General features: G+C 42.9%; 19 protein-coding genes and 1 pseudogene. 7 read left to right on the top strand and 13 right to left on the bottom strand.

The window, feature by feature from the left end:
* Window positions 1–105 precede the first annotated feature (105 nt).
* On the top strand, window positions 106–855 hold the full coding sequence (locus tag LRS05_RS12660; RefSeq protein ID WP_257868657.1) for an ElyC/SanA/YdcF family protein: 750 nt from the start codon (window positions 106–108) through the stop codon (window positions 853–855).
* 336 nt (window positions 856–1,191) lie between these two features.
* Here LRS05_RS12660 and LRS05_RS12655 read toward each other — a convergent pair whose 3' ends face one another.
* The 9 genes from LRS05_RS12655 to LRS05_RS12615 all read right to left on the bottom strand — a co-directional run bounded on the left by LRS05_RS12655 (window position 1,192) and on the right by LRS05_RS12615 (window position 8,664).
* Window positions 1,192–1,620 carry a hypothetical protein gene (locus LRS05_RS12655; protein WP_257868656.1) on the bottom strand — a complete coding sequence of 143 codons (429 nt, stop codon included), beginning with the start codon at window positions 1,618–1,620 and terminating at the stop codon, window positions 1,192–1,194.
* Between the two features lie 73 nt (window positions 1,621–1,693).
* Window positions 1,694–2,044, bottom strand: coding sequence for an MmcQ/YjbR family DNA-binding protein (locus LRS05_RS12650; protein WP_257868655.1), 351 nt, complete (start codon window positions 2,042–2,044; stop codon window positions 1,694–1,696).
* Between the two features lie 11 nt (window positions 2,045–2,055).
* Entirely contained in the window at window positions 2,056–2,901 is an 846-nt protein-coding gene (locus LRS05_RS12645; protein WP_257868654.1) for a GNAT family N-acetyltransferase, read from the bottom strand.
* The gene (locus tag LRS05_RS12640) at window positions 2,852–3,031 is read right to left on the bottom strand and encodes a hypothetical protein (RefSeq protein ID WP_257868653.1); all 180 of its coding nucleotides are present in this window, start codon (window positions 3,029–3,031) and stop codon (window positions 2,852–2,854) included. Before LRS05_RS12640 ends, LRS05_RS12645 begins: the two co-directional genes overlap by 50 nt.
* Window positions 3,032–3,033: 2 nt before the next feature.
* A complete protein-coding gene (locus LRS05_RS12635) occupies window positions 3,034–3,813 on the bottom strand; it encodes a hypothetical protein (RefSeq protein WP_257868652.1) in 780 nt (259 codons plus the stop codon).
* Window positions 3,814–3,817: 4 nt separating this feature from the next.
* A complete protein-coding gene (locus LRS05_RS12630; protein ID WP_257868651.1) occupies window positions 3,818–4,219 on the bottom strand; it encodes a hypothetical protein in 402 nt (133 codons plus the stop codon).
* 2 nt (window positions 4,220–4,221) lie between these two features.
* Window positions 4,222–4,587, bottom strand: a complete 366-nt coding sequence (locus tag LRS05_RS12625) for a DUF1304 domain-containing protein (RefSeq protein WP_257868650.1) — start codon at window positions 4,585–4,587, stop codon at window positions 4,222–4,224.
* A 1-nt stretch (window position 4,588) separates the two neighbouring features.
* Window positions 4,589–5,959, bottom strand: coding sequence for a 30S ribosomal protein S6--L-glutamate ligase (gene rimK, locus LRS05_RS12620; RefSeq protein WP_257868649.1), 1,371 nt, complete (start codon window positions 5,957–5,959; stop codon window positions 4,589–4,591).
* Between the two features lie 152 nt (window positions 5,960–6,111).
* Window positions 6,112–8,664 (bottom strand): ATP-dependent Clp protease ATP-binding subunit, encoded by a 2,553-nt coding sequence (locus LRS05_RS12615; RefSeq protein ID WP_257868648.1) that lies wholly within the window; start codon window positions 8,662–8,664, stop codon window positions 6,112–6,114.
* A 258-nt stretch (window positions 8,665–8,922) separates the two neighbouring features.
* Between LRS05_RS12615 and gyrA the strand changes: the two genes are divergently transcribed.
* Entirely contained in the window at window positions 8,923–11,478 is a 2,556-nt protein-coding gene (gene gyrA / locus LRS05_RS12610; RefSeq protein WP_257868647.1) for a DNA gyrase subunit A, read from the top strand.
* Window positions 11,479–11,495: 17 nt separating this feature from the next.
* Window positions 11,496–12,776, top strand: coding sequence for a tetratricopeptide repeat protein (locus LRS05_RS12605; RefSeq protein WP_257868646.1), 1,281 nt, complete (start codon window positions 11,496–11,498; stop codon window positions 12,774–12,776).
* 51 nt (window positions 12,777–12,827) lie between these two features.
* Here LRS05_RS12605 and LRS05_RS12600 read toward each other — a convergent pair whose 3' ends face one another.
* The gene (locus tag LRS05_RS12600; protein WP_257868645.1) at window positions 12,828–13,277 is read right to left on the bottom strand and encodes a DUF1569 domain-containing protein; all 450 of its coding nucleotides are present in this window, start codon (window positions 13,275–13,277) and stop codon (window positions 12,828–12,830) included.
* Window positions 13,278–13,334: 57 nt separating this feature from the next.
* The gene (locus LRS05_RS12595) at window positions 13,335–14,132 is read right to left on the bottom strand and encodes a class I SAM-dependent methyltransferase (protein WP_257868644.1); all 798 of its coding nucleotides are present in this window, start codon (window positions 14,130–14,132) and stop codon (window positions 13,335–13,337) included.
* A 100-nt stretch (window positions 14,133–14,232) separates the two neighbouring features.
* Between LRS05_RS12595 and LRS05_RS12590 the strand changes: the two genes are divergently transcribed.
* From LRS05_RS12590 to LRS05_RS12580, 3 genes are all read left to right on the top strand, one after another.
* The gene (locus LRS05_RS12590; RefSeq protein WP_257868643.1) at window positions 14,233–15,165 is read left to right on the top strand and encodes a peptidylprolyl isomerase; all 933 of its coding nucleotides are present in this window, start codon (window positions 14,233–14,235) and stop codon (window positions 15,163–15,165) included.
* Window positions 15,166–15,268: 103 nt separating this feature from the next.
* Entirely contained in the window at window positions 15,269–15,811 is a 543-nt protein-coding gene (locus LRS05_RS12585) for a hypothetical protein (protein ID WP_257868642.1), read from the top strand.
* 59 nt (window positions 15,812–15,870) lie between these two features.
* Window positions 15,871–16,212: a tRNA-binding protein gene (locus tag LRS05_RS12580; protein ID WP_257868641.1), complete on the top strand. Its 342-nt coding sequence runs from the start codon at window positions 15,871–15,873 to the stop codon at window positions 16,210–16,212.
* A 49-nt stretch (window positions 16,213–16,261) separates the two neighbouring features.
* Here the strand turns inward: LRS05_RS12580 and LRS05_RS12575 are convergent, their stop codons facing one another.
* On the bottom strand, window positions 16,262–16,642 hold the full coding sequence (locus LRS05_RS12575) for a PUR family DNA/RNA-binding protein (protein ID WP_257868640.1): 381 nt from the start codon (window positions 16,640–16,642) through the stop codon (window positions 16,262–16,264).
* Window positions 16,643–16,716: 74 nt separating this feature from the next.
* Window positions 16,717–18,477, bottom strand: coding sequence for an ABC transporter ATP-binding protein (locus tag LRS05_RS12570; protein ID WP_257868639.1), 1,761 nt, complete (start codon window positions 18,475–18,477; stop codon window positions 16,717–16,719).
* Window positions 18,478–18,672: 195 nt separating this feature from the next.
* Between LRS05_RS12570 and LRS05_RS12565 the strand changes: the two are divergent.
* Window positions 18,673–19,796: pseudogene (locus tag LRS05_RS12565) on the top strand (Glu/Leu/Phe/Val dehydrogenase dimerization domain-containing protein).
* Window positions 19,797–19,806 lie beyond the last annotated feature (10 nt).

Here is a 19,806-nt window from a genome sequence, read left to right as displayed (position 1 = left end):
ATTATTTGATTTTCATAAATTTAAATATTGATTCAAAAAATAATCGATGAACTGCACGTTTTTGAAAGGGTTTTGTAACATCATTTAAAATCCGTCGGCGTATCTTTGCAGCGTGATTCAACTTTCATGAGCAGCCTCATAAGCCCCATCACTTACCTTTGGATTTTTTTAATCTTTGCCCTTGTTTTTTATAAACTAAAACGCAGGAAAACAGCAAAGGTATTTCTGCTTGCCGGATTTTTCCAGTTATTTCTTTTTACAGTTACGCCATTGCCGGTTGTTATGGTGCGTAGCCTTGAGCAGCAATATCAGGTCTATAACCCAACGCAGGATTCTGTGCCGGTTCTTGTTTTAGGTGCAGGCCATGTTAACGACCCGCAGCTGCCGCCGTTGCAGCGCCTGTCAATACCGCTGCTTGACCGTGTTGCCGAGGGTGTCCGTCTTCATCAGGTCACAAAAGGCAAAATTATTTTCTCAGGATTCTCAAGATTTAATAAATCACCCCATGCGATGGCAATGAGCCAGGCTGCCGTAAGCCTTGGTGTCAATCCGTCTGACACGCTCATGCTTGACAAGCCTTCAAACACTTGGCAGGAAGCCGCGGCTTTTAAAGCACGTTTTGGCGCCAACAAGAAATTCATATTGGTTACAAGCGCCGTACATATGCCGCGTGCCATGGAGATTTTTCAGAAAACGGGGCTACAGCCTATCGCTGCCCCGGCTAACTTCATTAACCGCAATGAACCCGGCGTAAACCCATACAATTGGTATCCGTCCTCAATAAAAGCAATGTATACAGAGATTGCTATCTACGAATATTGCAGTACCTGGTACTACCGCTGGTTTAAAGATTAGTTTTTAAAACCTAAACATCGAAGTATTATAATACGGATAGCTTTTAAATTATTTTTGCAAGCACCGTTATCTGTTTGAGTGAAGCTTTGCTGCCCTACTGGGTTTTACGTAAAAAATCAAGGAAGGCTTCAGAGTGGAAGGAGGAAAGCGATCCGCGAGTGAGCGGCGCAGCAAGCGAACGGCTCGGGTCGCGTTGGCAAAAGCCTGACGTTGATTTTAAGTAAAAAACCAGTCAGGCTTGAACTTTTGTTTCTTTTGTTTCAAGACAAAAGAAATAAAATTACACTCTACGATTGAATATATATTTTAAGTGCAAAGTTGTACATAATCTAAAACTTAAACTCTTCGTCTTCTTTTTCTCAATATTGTAAATATAGTTATAAAGCATATTGTGTAAAGCGTTATAAGTACTACCGTAATAATAACACCGCCACTATCAATTCCTGTAGTGAGTGCATCGCCCAGCATCGCCAGCAGTACCGGTGCCAGGTAAATCAGGAATAGTATTAGCATACCTCTAACAGCCTGCCTGTCAGTAACTATTTTATTTCGGTTTTTAGCCAGTATCATTATCGGGGCAAGTATAAGCGGCAGGAGTACAATCGTCAACATTGCAATTATACCAACATCAGCATCTGCCAGCAGCATCAATAAAATATTTACAATAATAGCCGCAACTTCAATAGCATAAAATAATAAGAACCTCGGCCACGGATTATATTGGGGCCTTAGTTTAAAATCATCTTCATTAAGTAAATCTTGCATCGTTCTTTGACATACTGTATTTTCAGTCGCTGTCACACTGAGCTTGTCGAAGTGTTACCCGCCTAAAGCTAAATCATAAATTTTCAATATCCTTCCTTACCTTCGCCGGTAGCTTGTCATACACCATTTGGTATGCCTGCCGTGCATATTGATTCCATTCGGCAGTGGTGAAACGGCTAATATTATCAACCTTAACCCATTTGTATCGGGCAAGGTAAGGGGCGGGTATAAAGCCCTCACGCTCAGTAAGCTGTTCAAAATCTTCATCTGATGCTTTGAATGATGCATTTACCGGCACTTCATCAGGCGCAGTGATCATAAACATCTTGCCGCCCACATTAAAGCACAGGTGATTTTCCCACTTTATATCGGTAGTGACACCAGGAAAGGTTTCACATATTTGTTGTAGTTGTTCTATAGTCATGTATAACAGTATTATCTGGTTCTCCAATCTAAAGCCGACATAATGAATTTGAGTTCGTTACCATGCATGCCGGACTCTCTCCAGCCTTTCCGCCTGTAAAATTTTGCTGCGCGCGTTTGCGGGTCGGTACTAAGCCATACATCTTCATCCGTTTGGGTAAAATACCAGTCCATCAAGGTATCGTGTAGCTTCCTGCCAACGCCTGCTTTTTCATGGGAAGGGTCAACAAACAGCGCCCAGATGTTTTTCTGCTGAAGGCCCACTATGGCAAAGCCTGCAATCTTACCATCTACTTCAGCAACCCATCCTTTGCCGTAGCTGGTAAGGTAATCTTCATAATCCCGGCGGGTAACAAGGTCAGGGTTATTAAGAGGATTTTCTTTAACTGACAGACGTATAACCGACATAGCATCAATATCCTGCAATGTAGCTTCACGTACTTGTATCGTACGCGGGAACTCATGCCGTAACAGCGAGTATATCGGCGAATCTTCATGTATGCCATCAACAAGGTAATGTTCACGAAGCAGCCCTTCGTACTTGAACCCAAACTTCTCAAGCGTTTTTATAGATGCAGTGTTGTATGTGGCAGTAAGCGCTTCCACACGGTGCAGGTTCATTTGGTTAAACCCGTATGTGAGCACAGCCTGTAAAATTTCGCTCATATAACCCTTGCGTTTGTGTTCTTCAGCATTTAGGTAATAACCAATCTCAGCACGGTTATGCTCGGTATACCAGGTATGGTAGCCGCACCAGCCAATGACTTTGCCGCTTGATTTGTCAACAGGGTAGAAGTTTACAAAACTTTTATTGAAAGTGATGAGCCCGCATGCCTGCCGCGATTTCTGTTTTTTCAAGGCCCGCTTCATCCAGCCCGAAAAACTCCATCAGCTCGCTGTCGCTCAAGGTTTCCATAGCGTGACTATGTACTTCCGGAGTTACAATGCGGAGGAGGAAGCGCGGGGTTTCTATGTGGTTAAAATCCATAGCTAATTATTCACCGCTTTATTTATTCGATCATAATCAACAATAGTCGGCTTCATAACAGTTTTAATAAACAGGTTGTTATTATTAACTTCAATTTCAAGAGATTTTTCTTTGTCTATTTTTTGCATTAGTCTAATTAGCGGAATTACTGAATAGCCTTTCTTTAATACGAATGATTCATAATTATTAAGTTTAATTTCATCATCATTACGGAAGATTTCGGTAATCCGTTCTATTGATGTTTTTTCTCTAAAATAAAAATGCCCTCCACAATCCTCGATACTAGTCCAAAACATCAATTGTGTTTCTCGGTAATCATCTTCTCCGCGTACTTTTGCTCCCAGTTCAACAAAAGGAAAAAATACAACTGTATTACTTTGATTTATATATGATATTTGATAAGACCAACTGTCGTACTTCTTTAAAACAGATGTATTTTCAAGTTGTGATATTTGATGTTCCGAAAGTTTTTGCCGCCTGAAGCCATTGGCTCGCAACTTAATCTCTATATCATGTACTTTTAAATTATCTTCATCAAGAAATTTTCTAAAGTCATTGTCGTATTTGTCTTTCAACTCTTGGTCAGGTAACAACCAATTTCCTGATTCTGCTTGCTCTAATGTTATCTTCGCACCTGTTTCAGGATCATAAATCAATACGTCTTCAAGGCTTTCTTGTAAACGCTTTTCTTCGACTTTTTCGCTTTTTGATTTAGTAGTTGAGAATGCTACAATAATTAGTGCCGCCAGTATTACCGCAGCACCTGTTAATACTGTTTCCATGTCACTACTCCTCTTTTTCTTTCACGAAATACACCGTATCCGTCCGTTTAAAAGTAGGGTAGTTGGCAACTTTCACTGTCTGTACATAGCTGCTGTCTTTCACTTTGCTCATGGTTACCGTCATAGTACCGGCCTTGGAAAGGTCTTTATTTTTAGCAACAGATCCCGGAGTCGGCGTTACGGTGTATGTACAATCGTCAAGCCATTTCACGTCGAAGTCATAGGTTTCATCGCTTTCCTCCATCTTCTCGGTTTGCGTGTCGCCTGAACGGGTTATGATGCAGACCTGCTTGCTCTTAGGGTCGGTAACCTTAAAAGTACCGGTTCTGAATTTGGCGCAGCCTTCCTGAGCAAACGCCGAAGTTATGGTAATAAATAGTAATGCTATAAGTAGTCTTATCTTCATAATTACAAATTAAAATAAATAGCCAGCAATGCCAATGTTGCCGGTAGGGCCTGTACATACAGAATAGTTTTCTGTACGGAATAAGCACCGAACAATCCTGCTACCAGCACACAGCCTAAAAAGAAGGTCGCCACGTTTATGCTCCAGCCTATATCCGGAATAAACAGCGACCATATAAGCCCTGCGGCCAGGAAGCCGTTGTACAGTCCCTGGTTGGCAGCCATGGGTTTTGTTTTTTCAAAAAGCTCGGGCGGGAACTTCCTGAAAACTTTGCGCGCACGTGTCATCCAGCCAAACATCTCCAGCCACATTATGTACAGGTGGATGAGTATGACGACACCGATAAGCGCTTTGGCTGCTATGCCCATGTTATATTTTCCATTTAAAGTTTTTCTCAATGGCCTTAATCATCTCTCCTGCAATATCTTTGTTGGTAGCGCCTTCAATTCCTTCAAGACCCGGTGATGAGTTAACTTCCAACAATAGCGGCCCTTTTGTGGAACGGATGATATCTACACCCGCTACTTTCAGGTTCATGGCTTTTGCAGCTTTTATCGCGATACGTTTCTCTTCGGCCGTAGCTTTTATTACCGATGCCGTGCCACCCAAATGTATATTGGCCCTGAACTCGCCCGGCAGTGCCTCACGCTGAATGGCAGCCACAACTTTGCCATCTATCACAAACAGGCGCAGGTCTTTACCATTTGCTTCTTTTATGAATTCCTGTACCAGTATATTGGCGTTAAGGCTCTTAAATGCATTGATAACACTCTCTGCTGCCTTCTTGGTTTCAGCCAGTACTACGCCTTTGCCCTGTGTACCTTCAAGCAGTTTTACAATAAGCGGCGAACCGCCTACCATTTTTATAAGTTCGTTTGTATCCAGAGGTGAGTTGGCAAAGCCGGTAGTCGGGATATCCACGCCGTTGTTCAGCAGTAACTGAAGTGAATACAGCTTGTCCCTCGACTGGCTGATGGCCATAGCTGAATTGAGGCAGAATACCTTTAATGCTTCAAAATGCCTTGTGAGCGCGCATCCGTAAAAGGTCATGCTGGGGCGTATCCGCGGAATCACCGCATCAAAATCATTCAATATCCTTCCGCCGCGGTAGTGAATTTCCGGAGTATCGGCATCCAGTTTCATGTAACAGTCCTTCAGGTTCAGGAAATGCATTTCATGCCCGCGCATTTCGCCGGCTTCCATGATGCGTTTGTTGCTGTACAGCGATGGGTTGCTTGCCAAAAGCCCTATCCGCAGCCCGCGTCCTGATTCTTCACTTCGGTCGTAATACTCCCTTAATTTTTCTTTGGTAGGCTGTCCCAATAGGTATTTCTGTTCCGGGTCAACCAGTACGCGTCCGCTCATAGCCTCGCGCCCCAACAGCATACGGAAACCCATAGAGTCGCGATTGGTAAGTGTAAGCTCAACCTCCCAGCTGGCGCCGCCAAACTGAATTTCGGTCTTAATCACGTACCGCTGTTCCCTGAAACCGCTTGAGCTCTTAACCACACGCTTATCTATAAGAGGAGCCTGGCAATGTATTACCGCTTTAGTATTTTTCTGTATTGGGTTGATGTCAAATTTCACCCAGCTTTCGCCGTCTTTATCAAACGACTGAATATTAACGGCATGCAGCGCCGATGTTTTTGCGCCCGAATCTACACGTGCCTTGATGGTTGGTATTCCTAAGTCGGGGAAGGCGCACCATTCTTCGCTCCCTACTATAACTTTCTCCTGCATTTTGTAATTGATGATTTAAGATTCTAAAGTACTACTTTTTTTAAATGATGAATTAAAGGGCCGGTTATTTTTAAAGAAAAAATAATACAAAAATCCCCGAGACATTTCTGCCCGGGGATTAATTTATAATTCAAAATTTACAATTTAAAATTTTAGTTGTCGCTGCTTGCGGTATCGGCTTTACGGATAGTTACCTGCAATTCGCTGGCACCGTCTTCAAGGTCCATGAAAATTTCATCACCGCTTGCAATTTTTGAGGTGATAATCTCTTCAGCCAGTGCATCTTCAACGTATTTCTGGATAGCCCTCTTAAGCGGACGCGCACCATACTGCTTGTCGAAGCCTTTTTCGGCAATAAAGTCTTTTGCCTTATCACTAAGCTGAATGTTGTAGCCAAGGTCTTTTATCCTTGCATACAGCTTCTCAAGTTCAATAGTGATGATAGAGTCAATATGCTCTTTCTCCAGCGGGTTGAATACGATGATGTCGTCAATCCTGTTAATGAATTCCGGCGCGAAAGTTTTCTTCAGGGCGTTTTCAATTACACCTTTAGAATATTCATCAGCCTGTGCTTTTTTGGCGGTAGTACCGAAACCAACACCCTGACCGAAATCTTTCAGCTGGCGTGCACCAACGTTTGATGTCATTATGATAATCGTGTTCCTAAAGTCGATCTTACGGCCAAGGCTGTCTGTTAAATAGCCGTCATCAAGCACCTGCAGCATCATGTTGAATACGTCAGGGTGGGCTTTCTCAATCTCGTCAAGAAGTACCACGCAATAAGGTTTGCGCCTTACCTTTTCAGTAAGCTGGCCACCTTCTTCATAACCAACGTATCCCGGAGGCGCACCCACAAGGCGTGATATAGCGAATTTCTCCATATACTCGCTCATATCAATACGCACAAGGGCATCTTCGCTGTCAAAGAGCTCACGGGCAATTACCTTAGCAAGCTGTGTTTTACCAACGCCTGTCTGCCCAAGGAAAATGAACGAACCAATTGGTTTGTTCGGGTCTTTAAGCCCCGCACGGTTACGCTGTATAGATTTTGCAATCTTGGCAACGGCATCATCTTGCCCAATAACTTTATTCTTGATAAGCTCCGGCAGTTTAGCCAGCTTGTTGCTCTCTGTTTGTGCAATACGGTTTACAGGGATGCCGGTCATCATACTCACTACATCAGCAACGTTATCTTCGGTAACGGTAACGCGGTTGTTTTTAGAATCCTCTTCCCACTGCTCCTGGGCAATGGCAAGGTCTTTCTCAATGCGTTTCTCGTCATCGCGAAGCTTAGCCGCCTCTTCATACTTCTGCTTTTTAACCACAGTGTTCTTCAGTTCACGCACTTCCTCAAGCTGGCGCTCCAAATCCAAAATCTGTTTCGGAACATCAATATTTGTTATGTGTACGCGTGAACCTGCCTCGTCCAATGCATCAATAGCCTTGTCCGGAAGAAAACGCTCGCTCATATAGCGGTTGGTGAGCTTTACGCAGGCCTCAATCGCTTCATCAGTATAGTTCACATTGTGGTGGTCTTCATACTTGCCTTTGATATTGTTAAGGATGGTAATTGTTTCCTCAACCGAAGTCGGCTCTACAATAACTTTCTGGAAACGCCTTTCAAGCGCTCCATCTTTCTCAATATACTGGCGGTACTCATCAAGCGTGGTTGCGCCAATGCATTGTATCTCGCCACGCGCAAGTGCCGGCTTGAACATATTGCTTGCGTCAAGCGAGCCTGTCGCGCCGCCCGCGCCTACAATTGTGTGTATCTCGTCAATGAAAAGGATGATGTCGGTGTTCTTCTCCAGCTCGTTCATCACGGCTTTCATACGCTCTTCAAACTGGCCGCGGTACTTTGTACCGGCAACAAGGCTGGCAAGGTCAAGCGTTACCACGCGTTTATTGAAAAGTATGCGCGATACTTTCTTTTGGATGATGCGTAGTGCAAGCCCTTCAGCAATAGCCGATTTACCCACACCCGGCTCACCAATAAGCAGCGGGTTGTTCTTTTTGCGGCGGCTCAATATCTGCGATACGCGCTCAATTTCTTTCTCACGGCCTACAACCGCATCAAGCTTGCCTTCTTCGGCAAGTTCGGTAAGGTCGCGCCCGAAGTTGTCAAGCACAGGCGTTTTCGATTTTTTGTTTGCTTTGCCCGGTGCAGGGTTGTTGAAGCTGCTTTCGCGCAGGCTGTCATCTTGTCCTGCATCATCATTATATGACTCCGCCCGTGGCAGGTTTTCTAAGTATTCTTCTTCGTTTGATGTCATACTGATAAATTGTTCTTTAACTGTTTCGTAATCTATTTTTAGCTTGTTCAGCAGCTTAGTCGTTGGGTCATTCTCGTTGCGCAAAATGCACAGCAAAAGGTGTGCGGTACTGATTGAAGTGCTTTGAAACACCTTAGCTTCCAGGAAGGTTGTGCGCAGGGCACGCTCTGCCTGGCGGGTCAGGTGCAGGTTCTTCTTCTCGTTATTGCGCTCTGCGTTTGGGTTGGCGGGGCTCAGTATTTCTACTTTTTTCCTTAAATGGTCAAGGTCAATATGTATATTGTTCAAAATAGAAATCGCCTTACCGTTACCGTCCCGTAGTATCCCCAACATCAAATGCTCCGTCCCAATGAAGTCGTGGCCCAGGCGCAAGGCTTCTTCCTTGCTGTAGGTTATCACGTCTTTTACCCTTGGTGAAAAATTATCATCCATAACTCTATAATTGGTACTGTAAATTTAAGTATTTCCTAAGTAGATTTTTACAAAAACCATACCTTACAGGAGTACTGACAGCTAAGTGACAAAAAAATACTGACATCATGAAAAGTTTTAGGAATAGTTTATCAAGATGAGCCTGTAAAACCTGTTAATAAAACGTGAATTTTTTAGGCTTCAGCCGTTTTCAAACCTGATAAAATTGCGTATATTGGCACGTTTTGTAATAATTATAAAGACTTAATATAACTGCTTATGGCTGAAGGAGAAAAGTTAATTCCTATTAACATCGAAGACCAGATGAAATCTGCCTACATCGACTATTCGATGTCGGTTATCGTGTCGAGGGCGCTGCCCGATGTGAGGGATGGCCTTAAACCCGTGCATAGAAGAGTACTATACGGAATGTATGAACTGGGCGTACTGAGCAACCGCGCCCACAAAAAATCAGCAAGGATTGTAGGAGAAGTGCTGGGTAAATACCACCCGCACGGAGATACATCAGTATATGATGCCATGGTACGTATGGCGCAAGACTGGAGCCTGCGCTACCTGCTTGTAGACGGGCAGGGTAACTTCGGGTCTATTGATGGCGACAGCCCTGCTGCAATGCGATACACAGAAGCCAGGATGCAGAAGATATCGGAAGAAATCATGGCCGACCTTGATAAGGAAACGGTTGACTTCCAGCTTAACTTTGACGATACGCTGCATGAGCCTACCGTTATGCCAACGCGCGTACCAAACCTGCTTATAAACGGAGCTTCAGGTATCGCAGTAGGTATGGCTACAAATATGCCGCCGCACAACCTTACCGAGGTAGTGAACGGAACTTTGGCATATATTGATAATAACGAGATTGAGATTGACGAGCTGATGACTCATGTTAAGGCTCCCGATTTCCCTACAGGAGGTACAATATACGGATATGAAGGTGTTCGTGAAGCGTTCAAGACCGGCCGTGGCAGGATAGTAATGCGGGCCAAAACTTCATTTGAAGAAGTTGACGGGCGTGAAGCCATAATCGTTACCGAAATACCTTACCAGGTAAATAAGGCGGAGATGATCAAGAAAACTGCCGACCTTGTAAACGAAAAGAAAATTGAGGGCATTGCCAACATACGTGACGAGTCTGACCGTAACGGTATGCGCATTGTCTACATACTGAAGCGTGAGGCCGTACCGAATGTGGTGCTTAATACCTTATTTAAGTTTACACAGCTACAGTCATCATTCAGCGTAAATAATATTGCGCTTGTAAACGGCAGGCCGCAAATGCTCAACCTGAAAGACCTGATTCACTACTTTGTAGAGCACAGGCATGATGTTGTGGTAAGGCGTGCGCAGTTTGAACTTCGCAAAGCTGAGGAGCGTGCACACATTTTAGAAGGTTTGATTATCGCATCAGATAATATTGATGAGGTTATTGCGCTTATCCGTTCATCAAAAGACGGTGAAGAGGCAAGGGCCAAATTGATTGAGCGTTTCAACCTTTCTGAAATACAGGCCAGGGCTATTGTAGAGATGAGGCTTCGCCAGCTTACCGGCCTTGAGCAGGACAAACTGCGTGCTGAATATGAAGAAATCATGAAATTGATTGCTGAATTGAAAGCGCTATTGGCAAGCAAAGAGCTTAGGATGCAGCTTATCAAAGAAGAGCTTGTTGAGATACGCGACAAATATGGCGATGCACGCCGCAGCCAGATTGAATATGCAGGCGGCGATGTAAGCATTGAAGACCTAATTGCAGACGAAAGTGTTGTAGTGACAATTTCTCACGCAGGCTATATCAAGCGTACGCCGCTAAGCGAATACAAAACGCAGAACAGGGGAGGCGTAGGCCAAAAAGGTGTTGCCACCCGCGACCAGGATTTCCTTGAGCACCTGTATGTAGCTACAAACCACCAGTACATGTTGTTCTTCACACAGAAAGGTAAATGTTTCTGGATGCGCGTATACGAAATTCCGGAAGGAAGCAAAACAAGCAAAGGCCGTGCTATACAAAACCTTATCAACATTGAGAATGATGATAAGGTGAAAGCATTCATTTGCACGCAGGACCTTAAGAATACTGAATACATCAACAGTCACTACGTTATCATGGCAACCAAAAAGGGTGTCGTAAAGAAAACCCTGCTTGAGCAATACTCCCGCCCAAGGCTTAACGGTATTGCGGCTATCACCATACGTGAAGACGATGAGCTATTAGAGGCGAAACTTACCACAGGCGAAAGCCAGGTGCTTATAGCTGTAAAATCGGGCAAGCTGGTGCGCTTTGAAGAAGGCAAGACCAGGCCGATGGGGCGTAGCGCATCGGGTGTGCGTGGTATTACGCTGGCTGATGATAATGATGAGGTAATTGGCATGGTATCTGTAAATGATATGAACAGCGAGATACTGGTAGTCTCAGAAAACGGATATGGCAAACGTTCGGCGCTTGAAGATTACAGGATTACCAACCGTGGCGGTAAAGGTGTGAAAACCCTTAATATTACTGAAAAAACCGGAAGTCTTGTATCAATCAACAACGTAACGGATGCTGATGACCTTATGATCATTAATAAGTCGGGTTTAACTATCCGTATGGAGGTGAGCGATTTACGAGTTATGGGCCGCGCTACACAAGGTGTAAGGCTAATCAACATTAAAGGCAATGATTCTATCGCCGCGGTAACAAAAGTACTTCGTGAAGAAGAAGCTATTGAAGAGGCGATCGAGGAAGCTATTGAGGACGTAGGCGCAGAAAACCTGCCGGGTGACATGCTTGACCAGGTTTCACATGATGAGCCTGAAGATAATACAGAAGAATAATTTTAAATTGACATACAATGAAAATTAAATATGCAATTGCGGCGTCACTGCTTCTTTCGATAAGCGCGTTTGCGCAGAAAGAAGAGCTTAGGGCTTTAAAAAGAATTTCTGATAAAGAAACACCACCTACTGCTGCAGAAATAACTGAATTTAAAAGGCTTGTAGCTGCAGTTGAACCCAAAATGGGAGCAGCAACTGCCGAGCAGCAAATTGAATTTCACTATTTCAAGGCAGAAGCAGGTATGCTTGAGATGATGGCAAACCCTATGGGTGCACAGGCTATTCTGCCAAAAGCTATTGAAAGTCTGGACAAGGTTATGGAGCTTGAAAAGGCGGCAGGTAAGTCTAAATACACCAAAGAAATACAGACTGAAATTTACCCGGTTCTTAAAAACCAGCTTATAACGGCGGCAAACCAGCTGAACGGGCAAAAGATGTATAAGCCGGCATCAGACCTTTTCCTTACAGTTTATAAGATAACTAAAGACCCTAACTATCTCTATAATGCGGCAGTAATGTCTGTAAACGCACAAGATTATGACACCGCGCTTAAACATTATGAGGAGCTTGACAAATCAGGCTACACGGGCGAGGGTATTTCATATACTGCTAAGAATGTAGCCAGTGGCAAGTATGAAACTTTCCCTGATAAAAAAACCAGGGATTTAGGGCTTGCACAAAAAATATATGTGCTGCCTAAAGATGAAAAACTGCCTTCACTTAAAGGTGACATCGTTAAGAACATCGCGCTTATCTATGTGCAGAAAGGCGATACTGAAAAAGCGAAACAAGCCATGACTTCTGCCAGGAAAAATAATCCTGATGACGTAAGCCTCCTTATCGCTGAGGCCGACCTATACCTGAAAACAAAGGATATGGCTACATACAAAAAGCTGATAACTGAGGCTACACAGAAAAACCCTAACAATGCTGATTTGTATTACAACCTTGGTGTTGTTACTTCTGAGACTGATAAAGCTGAAGCGAAAGCTTTGTATGAAAAGGCATTGTCAATAAACCCGAATTACACTAATGCCAATATCAATCTTGGTATTATGATGCTTGACGGTGAGCAGAAGATTGTTGATGAAATGAACAACCCTAAAACAAGCGATAAGCGTTACAACGAGCTTAAAAAGCAGCGTGATGACTTGTACAAAAAGGCGCTGTCATACTTTGATAAAGCACATAAGGCAGAACCTGACAATCAATACGTGATTTCATCAATGGTAAGCATGTACCAGGGTCTTGACATGGAAGCGGAAGCTAAAGCCATGAAAGCCAAACTGAAAAAATAGTATTTGGTTATTCACTAAAAAAATCCTCCCGAAACTTCGGGAGGATTTTTTTTATACGCCAAACTGCCTTAAGTGGTGGTCAAGGTGTTTCCATTGCAGGATATCCCATTCTTCCATGGTCATTTCACCAAAGAAAGGGTGTTTAGTTACAGCTATTGCGCCATGCCCTTCATTTGAAAAGCGCTGTATCATACCTATCAGCGTACTTTTCGCCTGGTTGAAGTCAGGCTCATGTTTTATCCTGAATTCTTTTACTGTAGGCAGGCTGCGGCCAAACTGCTTTTGCTGCGCCATTCTCTTTTTAGCCATTTTGCCGAAAAGTACACTCAGCAGGTTTGGTTTCAGCTGAAGGGTTCCGAAAGATACCTTTATCGGCTGCTGGCAGTGCTCAAGCATCTGGCTTACGGTCATCACGCCCCACTCAGAGAGTGTGATAGGGGTAAGTTTTTCAATTCGTTCTATAATTTGCCTGTTGCCTTCGGGGTGAAATAAGCTTTGCATGGTTTTGATTGATTTTTAATTTTTGACTGATGTGCAAATGTAAGAAATATTTGAACCTTAGAGATGAGCACTCAATGAATAAACCATTGGTAATTTATTTCCGTGAACCTTCGTCCTGAACTTTCCGGTTTCATATTCATACATGTCTTTAAAGCAATTGTAGGGTGAGTAATCATACTCATTAAAGCTTTCAATCGTAAGCCCCGCAGTTACAAGGCTGGTTATTACTTCACCAATGCTATGATTCCAGCTTACAGTTTCAAACTCAATAGGCGCGTCATTATCAGCATAAGTTCCGCTACTGGTTTCAACAATTGCCTCATCTTTAAAATACCGGTATTCTACTTTCTCAAAATTAGTGTCAAACATCCACACCACAGGGTGAAATTCAGCAAACACAAACCTGCCGCCCGGCTTCAGGAATTTTGCTATTACCGCCGCCCATTTGTCAAGGTCGGGCAGCCAGCCTATGGTGCCGTAGCTGGTAAATACAATGTCAAACTTTTCATCAAGCACTTCAGGTAGTTTGTAAACATCACTGCATATAAACTTTGCCGGCAATCCTGTTTCGGCACTTAGTTTCTGTGCTTCTGCAATGGCCAGATCACTAAAGTCGATACCTGTAGCTGTTGCGCCAAGTTTTACCATTGATAGTGTATCCTGCCCGAAATGACATTGCAGGTGAAGTATGGTTTTGCCTGCAATATTGCCAAGCAAATTAAGCTCAATATCATTAAGTGAATTTTTCCCGATTTTAAATGAACCATTGTTGTAAAACTCAGAATTCACATTGTATGGCGTCTGCTTATTCCACGCTGCTTTATTAATCTCAAGATAATTTTTGTCTTTGCTCATGGCACTGGTTTTCAGCAAATTTAGCTTTTTGTTGTATCAGGCGTTCATTCAGGCTTTATTTTTATTCGTAAATTAGCGGCTCATTCAAACAAAACATCAAATGGAAAACGGAATTTACGCAAAATTCAATACTTCAAAAGGTGAAATCCTCGTGAAGCTTACGCATGATAAAACTCCCGGTACAGTTGGCAACTTTGTTGGCCTTGCCGAAGGGAATCTTGAAAATAATGAGAAGCCGCAGGGCAAGCCGTATTATGACGGACTTAAGTTTCACCGTGTTATACCTGACTTTATGATACAGGGTGGCTGCCCCCAGGGCACAGGCACAGGCGGGCCGGGTTACCAGTTTGACGATGAGTTCCATCCGGAGCTTAAGCACGATGGCCCCGGTGTACTTTCAATGGCCAATGCAGGGCCAGGCAGCAACGGATCGCAGTTCTTCATTACCCATGTTGAAACTCCATGGCTTGACAATAAGCACACTGTTTTCGGGCACGTGGTGAAAGGGCAGGATGTTGTAGACGCTATTGCTCAGGGCGATAAGATTGAAAGCCTTGAGATAGTGCGCGAAGGTGATGAGGCTAAAAAGTGGAATGCCATTGAGGCGTTCCGTACTTTTGAAGGATCACGCGAGAAAAGGATTGCGGAGCAAAAGCGCCAGGCGGAAGAGGCTATGGAAAAGATTGCTGCAGGTTTTGATAAGACCGAAAGCGGACTTCGTTATAAAATGATACAAAAAGGCAGCGGCAAAAAAGCTGAGAAAGGCAAAATGGTATCGGTACACTACCAGGGAGCACTTGACAATGGGCAGGTATTCGACTCGTCATACAAGCGCAAGCAGCCAATTGAGTTTATGCTGGGCCGTGGCCAGGTTATTGAAGGCTGGGACGAAGGTATTGCCCTGCTTCAGGTAGGTGACAAGGCCCGTTTTGTGATTCCGTCACACCTTGGTTACGGCTCGCGCGGTGCAGGTGGTGTTATCCCGCCGGATGCTACGCTGGTATTTGACGTTGAGCTGATGGACGTTAAATAGTATTCAGATAGTAGTATTGAGAATTGAGATATGAGAGCTGCCTATGGGTGGCTCTTTTTATTTGGAATGCTTTTTGAACTCAGCGATTAGCTATATTTGTGGTATGAGATATATACTGATATTCTTATTTTTGGTTGCGGCTTCAATGAAAGCCCAGGTTATGCATTGCGGGTATGACTTTACATCATACTTTGTACTTGATGTGCATGAAGCGGGTAGTAAAGAAATGATAAAAGGCCTTAAGATTACTGTGGTTGACAGTACCGGTACCGAGCTTATCAACTTCAATAATCTATATAGTTTCCGGGATGGCAACAAGCCTATGCGATTTATGGAAAACTACCGTATTGGCGACGATAACAGAAAGCTGGCTGAAGGTGCAACCGCTGCAAAAGAGCGTTGGTTTTTTCCATTCGCGAAACAGAGTTATTTGCTGAGCGTATCAAACACTTTCCCGGCAGATAGCTTCAGTATAAAGATTGAAGATGTTGACGGTAAAGAGAATGGCGGCAAGTTTAAAACCCTGATTGTACCGCTGCATAGCTATAATATGTATGTACTTTGCTCAAATGAAAGCCAGCAGGCAGCAGTGAAATTTGGGCGGAAAATGAACAAACCGATTGATATTGTGTTGGAGAAAGAGTAGCCACAAGGCATCAGCCACAAGCCACTAGTCGTACTGATTTTAAACCTTATAATTGAAACTTGAAACAAGAACTCTCCTGGGAAGATTTTGAAAAAGTTGAAATGCGCGTTGGAACCATCATTGAGGTAAATGATTTCCCTGAAGCGCGCAAAGCTGCCTATCAGCTTACTATTGATTTTGGCGACGCCATTGGCATTCGCAAATCGTCAGCTCAAATTACAAAGCGCTATACCAAAGATGACCTTAAGCACAGGCAGATTGTTGCAGTGGTAAACTTCCAAAAAAAGCAAATTGGTAAATTTATGAGCGAATGCCTTGTGCTGGGCGCAGTAGGCGAGGAGGGAGATGTAGTTTTGTTATCGCCCGATTTTAAAGTGGAGAATGGTTTGAGAATTGGCTAAAAGAAAAAATCCCGCATTGCAGCGGGATTCGTTTTATTATGATTGACAATTAGATATCGTCAAAATTGATATCTGTGAAACTTTCAGATGCCATTACTGTTTCAGTTTCTTCAGGCTTGTCTGCAAAAAGCTTCTTGAAATCTTTCTGGTGCCTTTCAGAAATAACTTCTTCGCCTTTGTTGTTCAGTACATAGCTTGTCATCTCATCAAGTATATCTTTAAAAGCTACGAAATCTTCCTTATAAAGATAAATTTTATGCTTTTTGAAGTGGAATGAACCGTCTTCTTCGGTAAACTTTTTGCTTTCAGTTATCGTGATATAGTAATCATCAGCTTTAGTAGCCCTCACATCAAAGAAGTACGTTCTTCTTCCTGCCCTTAAAACTTTAGAAAAGATTTCTTCCTTTTCCAGCATGTCATTTTCTCTCATGGTTCAGTAGGTTCTTTTAATTGGTTTTATGTCGCAACCAAAAATCTAAAAAAAATCTAAACTACACAACAAATTTACTCTATTTCTTTTTCAGATAGCTGTTTCAGGTATAATTCCTTGTAATATCCTGTTTCTGCCAACAATTGGTTGTGCGTGCCCTGCTGTATAACTTCGCCGTCTTCAAGAATAATTATCCTGTCGGCATTCTTGGCAGATGATACCCTGTGGCTTACAATTATTGTGGTTTTATCTCTGCAATAATCCATCAGGTTGCCCAGGATTTCCTCTTCCGTTTCAGTATCAACTGCTGAAAGGCAATCATCTAATAATAATATAGGTGCATCTTTTATCAACGCACGTGCAATAGATACACGCTGTTTTTGCCCGCCCGAAAGCGTAATGCCTCGTTCTCCGAGTATTGTTTCATATTGTTTAGTGAAGTTTACAATGTTATCATGAACCGCGGCTTTCTTAGCTACACTTACCAGTTCATCTTCACTAGCATCTTCCTTACCAAACCTGATGTTTGTCGCAATCGTATCACTGAAAAGAAAAGCATCTTGCGGTACAAAGCCAATGTTGTCGCGCAGGTCAAAAAGGTTTAGGCCTTTTACATCTTTATTGTCAATGCAAACCGTTCCCTGGTCGGCATCATACAGCCTGCTGATAAGTGACAGTATGGTCGACTTACCGCTGCCGGTGCGCCCGAGTATCGCCAACGTTTCTCCTTTTTTCACCGTAAAGCTGATGTTCTTGAGTGCAGTGATGTTGGTGTCTTCATAGGTAAACCATACTTTATCGAACGCAATCTCTCCGGTAACCTCCGTGTGCGCAGGATTTTCATTTTTGATATCGGGCTCCGTTTTCAGGAATTCATTAATACGCTTTTGCGATGCCTCGGCCTCTTGTACCATGCTGGTAATCCAGCCAAGCGATGCCACAGGCCAGGTAAGCATGTTTATATAAATTATAAACTGTGCAATAACACCAATATCAGGAATGTTACCGTCAATATACATATTACCGCCAACCCAAACCACCACGAGGTTGCTTATGCCGATAAGCAATATCATCAGTGGCCCGAATAATGCATTTACTTTGGCAAGGCTAAGGTTTTTGTCTACGCTGTCACGCGAAAGCCCTGTAAATTCTTCATTTCTTTTGTTTTCAAGTGCATAGGCTTTAATGACACGTATGCCCGAAAACATTTCCTGCGTAAATGTTGAAAGCTTAGAGAGGTTTTGCTGGTACAATGTACTGCGTTTGTTTATCTCGTTACTTATCTTAAATATACTATAGGCGAGTACCGGCAATGGCAATAATGTATATAGTGTAAGTTTTGGTGAAATAACTATCATGTGAGCTATCACAACACCAAAACGCACAATAGTGTTGAGTGCATACATGATAGCCGGGCCTACGTATTGGCGTACTTTGTTCACATCTTCGCTTATGCGGTTCATAAGGTCACCGGTGCGGTTCTTTTTGTAGAAATTTTGTGATAAGGCCTCATAATGCCTGAATATCTCGTTCTTCAGGTCAAACTCAATATGGCGCGACATTACTATAAGTGTTTGGCGCATGGCAAATGTCAATACCCCTGCAACCAGCGTAGTGGCAACTATAAGTAAAATATTTGTGAGCAATTCACTTTTTACCGTTTCAGCAGGAATATTGCCATTTTTATAAAAATCCTCAATCGCTTTAATAGAGTCACCTATAAATTCAGGTGTGAAAAGTGAAAAAATCTGTGCAATAATGGTAATGAATATACCTAAAAGAAATTGAAATTTATATTTGGCAAAGTATTTATTTAAGTACTGAAGTTCTTTCATTGTATTTTATTATAAGGCTTATAAAAGTCAGTGTATATGTTAAAAAAATAATCTTGATTTAAAAATTTAAATTGAAATTACCATCTTAAAACATTGTTGAAAATTTAAAAATAATGAACAATTTTGTCGTATCTTAATTATAAGTGTATTTTTGTATCCTGTTTTTGAATAAATTTCAATTTAAAAAGTATTAGCATGATAACAGAAGTGATCAACGCAAATGAAATAACTAAGGCTGATCCTGTTTTTGGCCAGGCATCTTTCAACGAGCATGAACAAATTGTTTTTTGCCATGACAAAGATACCGGATTAAAAGCAATTATCGGTATACATAATACTGTTTTAGGCCCTGCGCTTGGCGGCACAAGGATGTGGAAATATGCTAATGAATGGGAAGCGCTTAACGATGTATTAAGGCTTTCGCGCGGTATGACCTATAAGTCGGCCATTTCAGGGCTAAACCTTGGTGGCGGTAAAGCGGTGATCATAGGCGATGCCAAAACAGAAAAGACACCGGAAATGATGGTGAAGTTCGGGCAGTTCATCCACTCGCTTAGCGGAAAATATATTACAGCTGAAGATGTAGGTACAACTACACCGGATATGGACCTTATCCGTGACGTAACACCTCACGTTACAGGTATCAGCGAGGCCAGGGGAGGTTCAGGCAACCCTTCTCCAGTAACAGCTTATGGCGTTTACATGGGTATGAAAGCTGCTGCAAGGCACCAGTTTGGCTCAGACAGCCTGGCAGGAAAAAAGTTCTAGTTCAGGGTACAGGCCACGTTGGTGAAACACTTATTGACTATCTTACAAAAGAAGGCGCTGTGGTAATCATCAGCGATATTAATGAAGCACGCCTTCAGGAAGTTGGTTCTAAATATGGTGCACAGATATACCGTGGCGATGACCTATATGGCGCTGACGTTGACATTTACGCTCCATGTGCTCTTGGCGCTACAGTAAATGATGACACCATCGAGAGGCTTAAAGCTAAGGTAATCGCAGGCGCTGCAAACAACCAGCTTGCCAATGAGCAGATACACGGTAAAAAACTTCAGGAGAGAGGTATTCTTTATGCACCTGACTTCCTTATCAACGCCGGTGGTATCATCAACGTGTATGGTGAGATTGTAGGTTACGGTAAAGAAGAAGCGCTAAGAAGGACAGAGAACATCTACAACACTACGCTTGAGATATTCAACTTTGCCGAGGCTAACAACATCACTACGCAGCAGGCGGCTATGGCTATTGCCCAAAACCGCATTGACGAGCGTAAAAAGATATGGCGAAATAATTTCGGCTTACAATATAATTAGTATTTTTGCG

Origin of the sequence: Flavobacterium sp. J372 (assembly GCF_024699965.1) — a bacterium.
Taxonomy (GTDB): domain Bacteria; phylum Bacteroidota; class Bacteroidia; order Flavobacteriales; family Flavobacteriaceae; genus Flavobacterium.
This window is presented reverse-complemented; position numbering and strand designations above follow the sequence as displayed.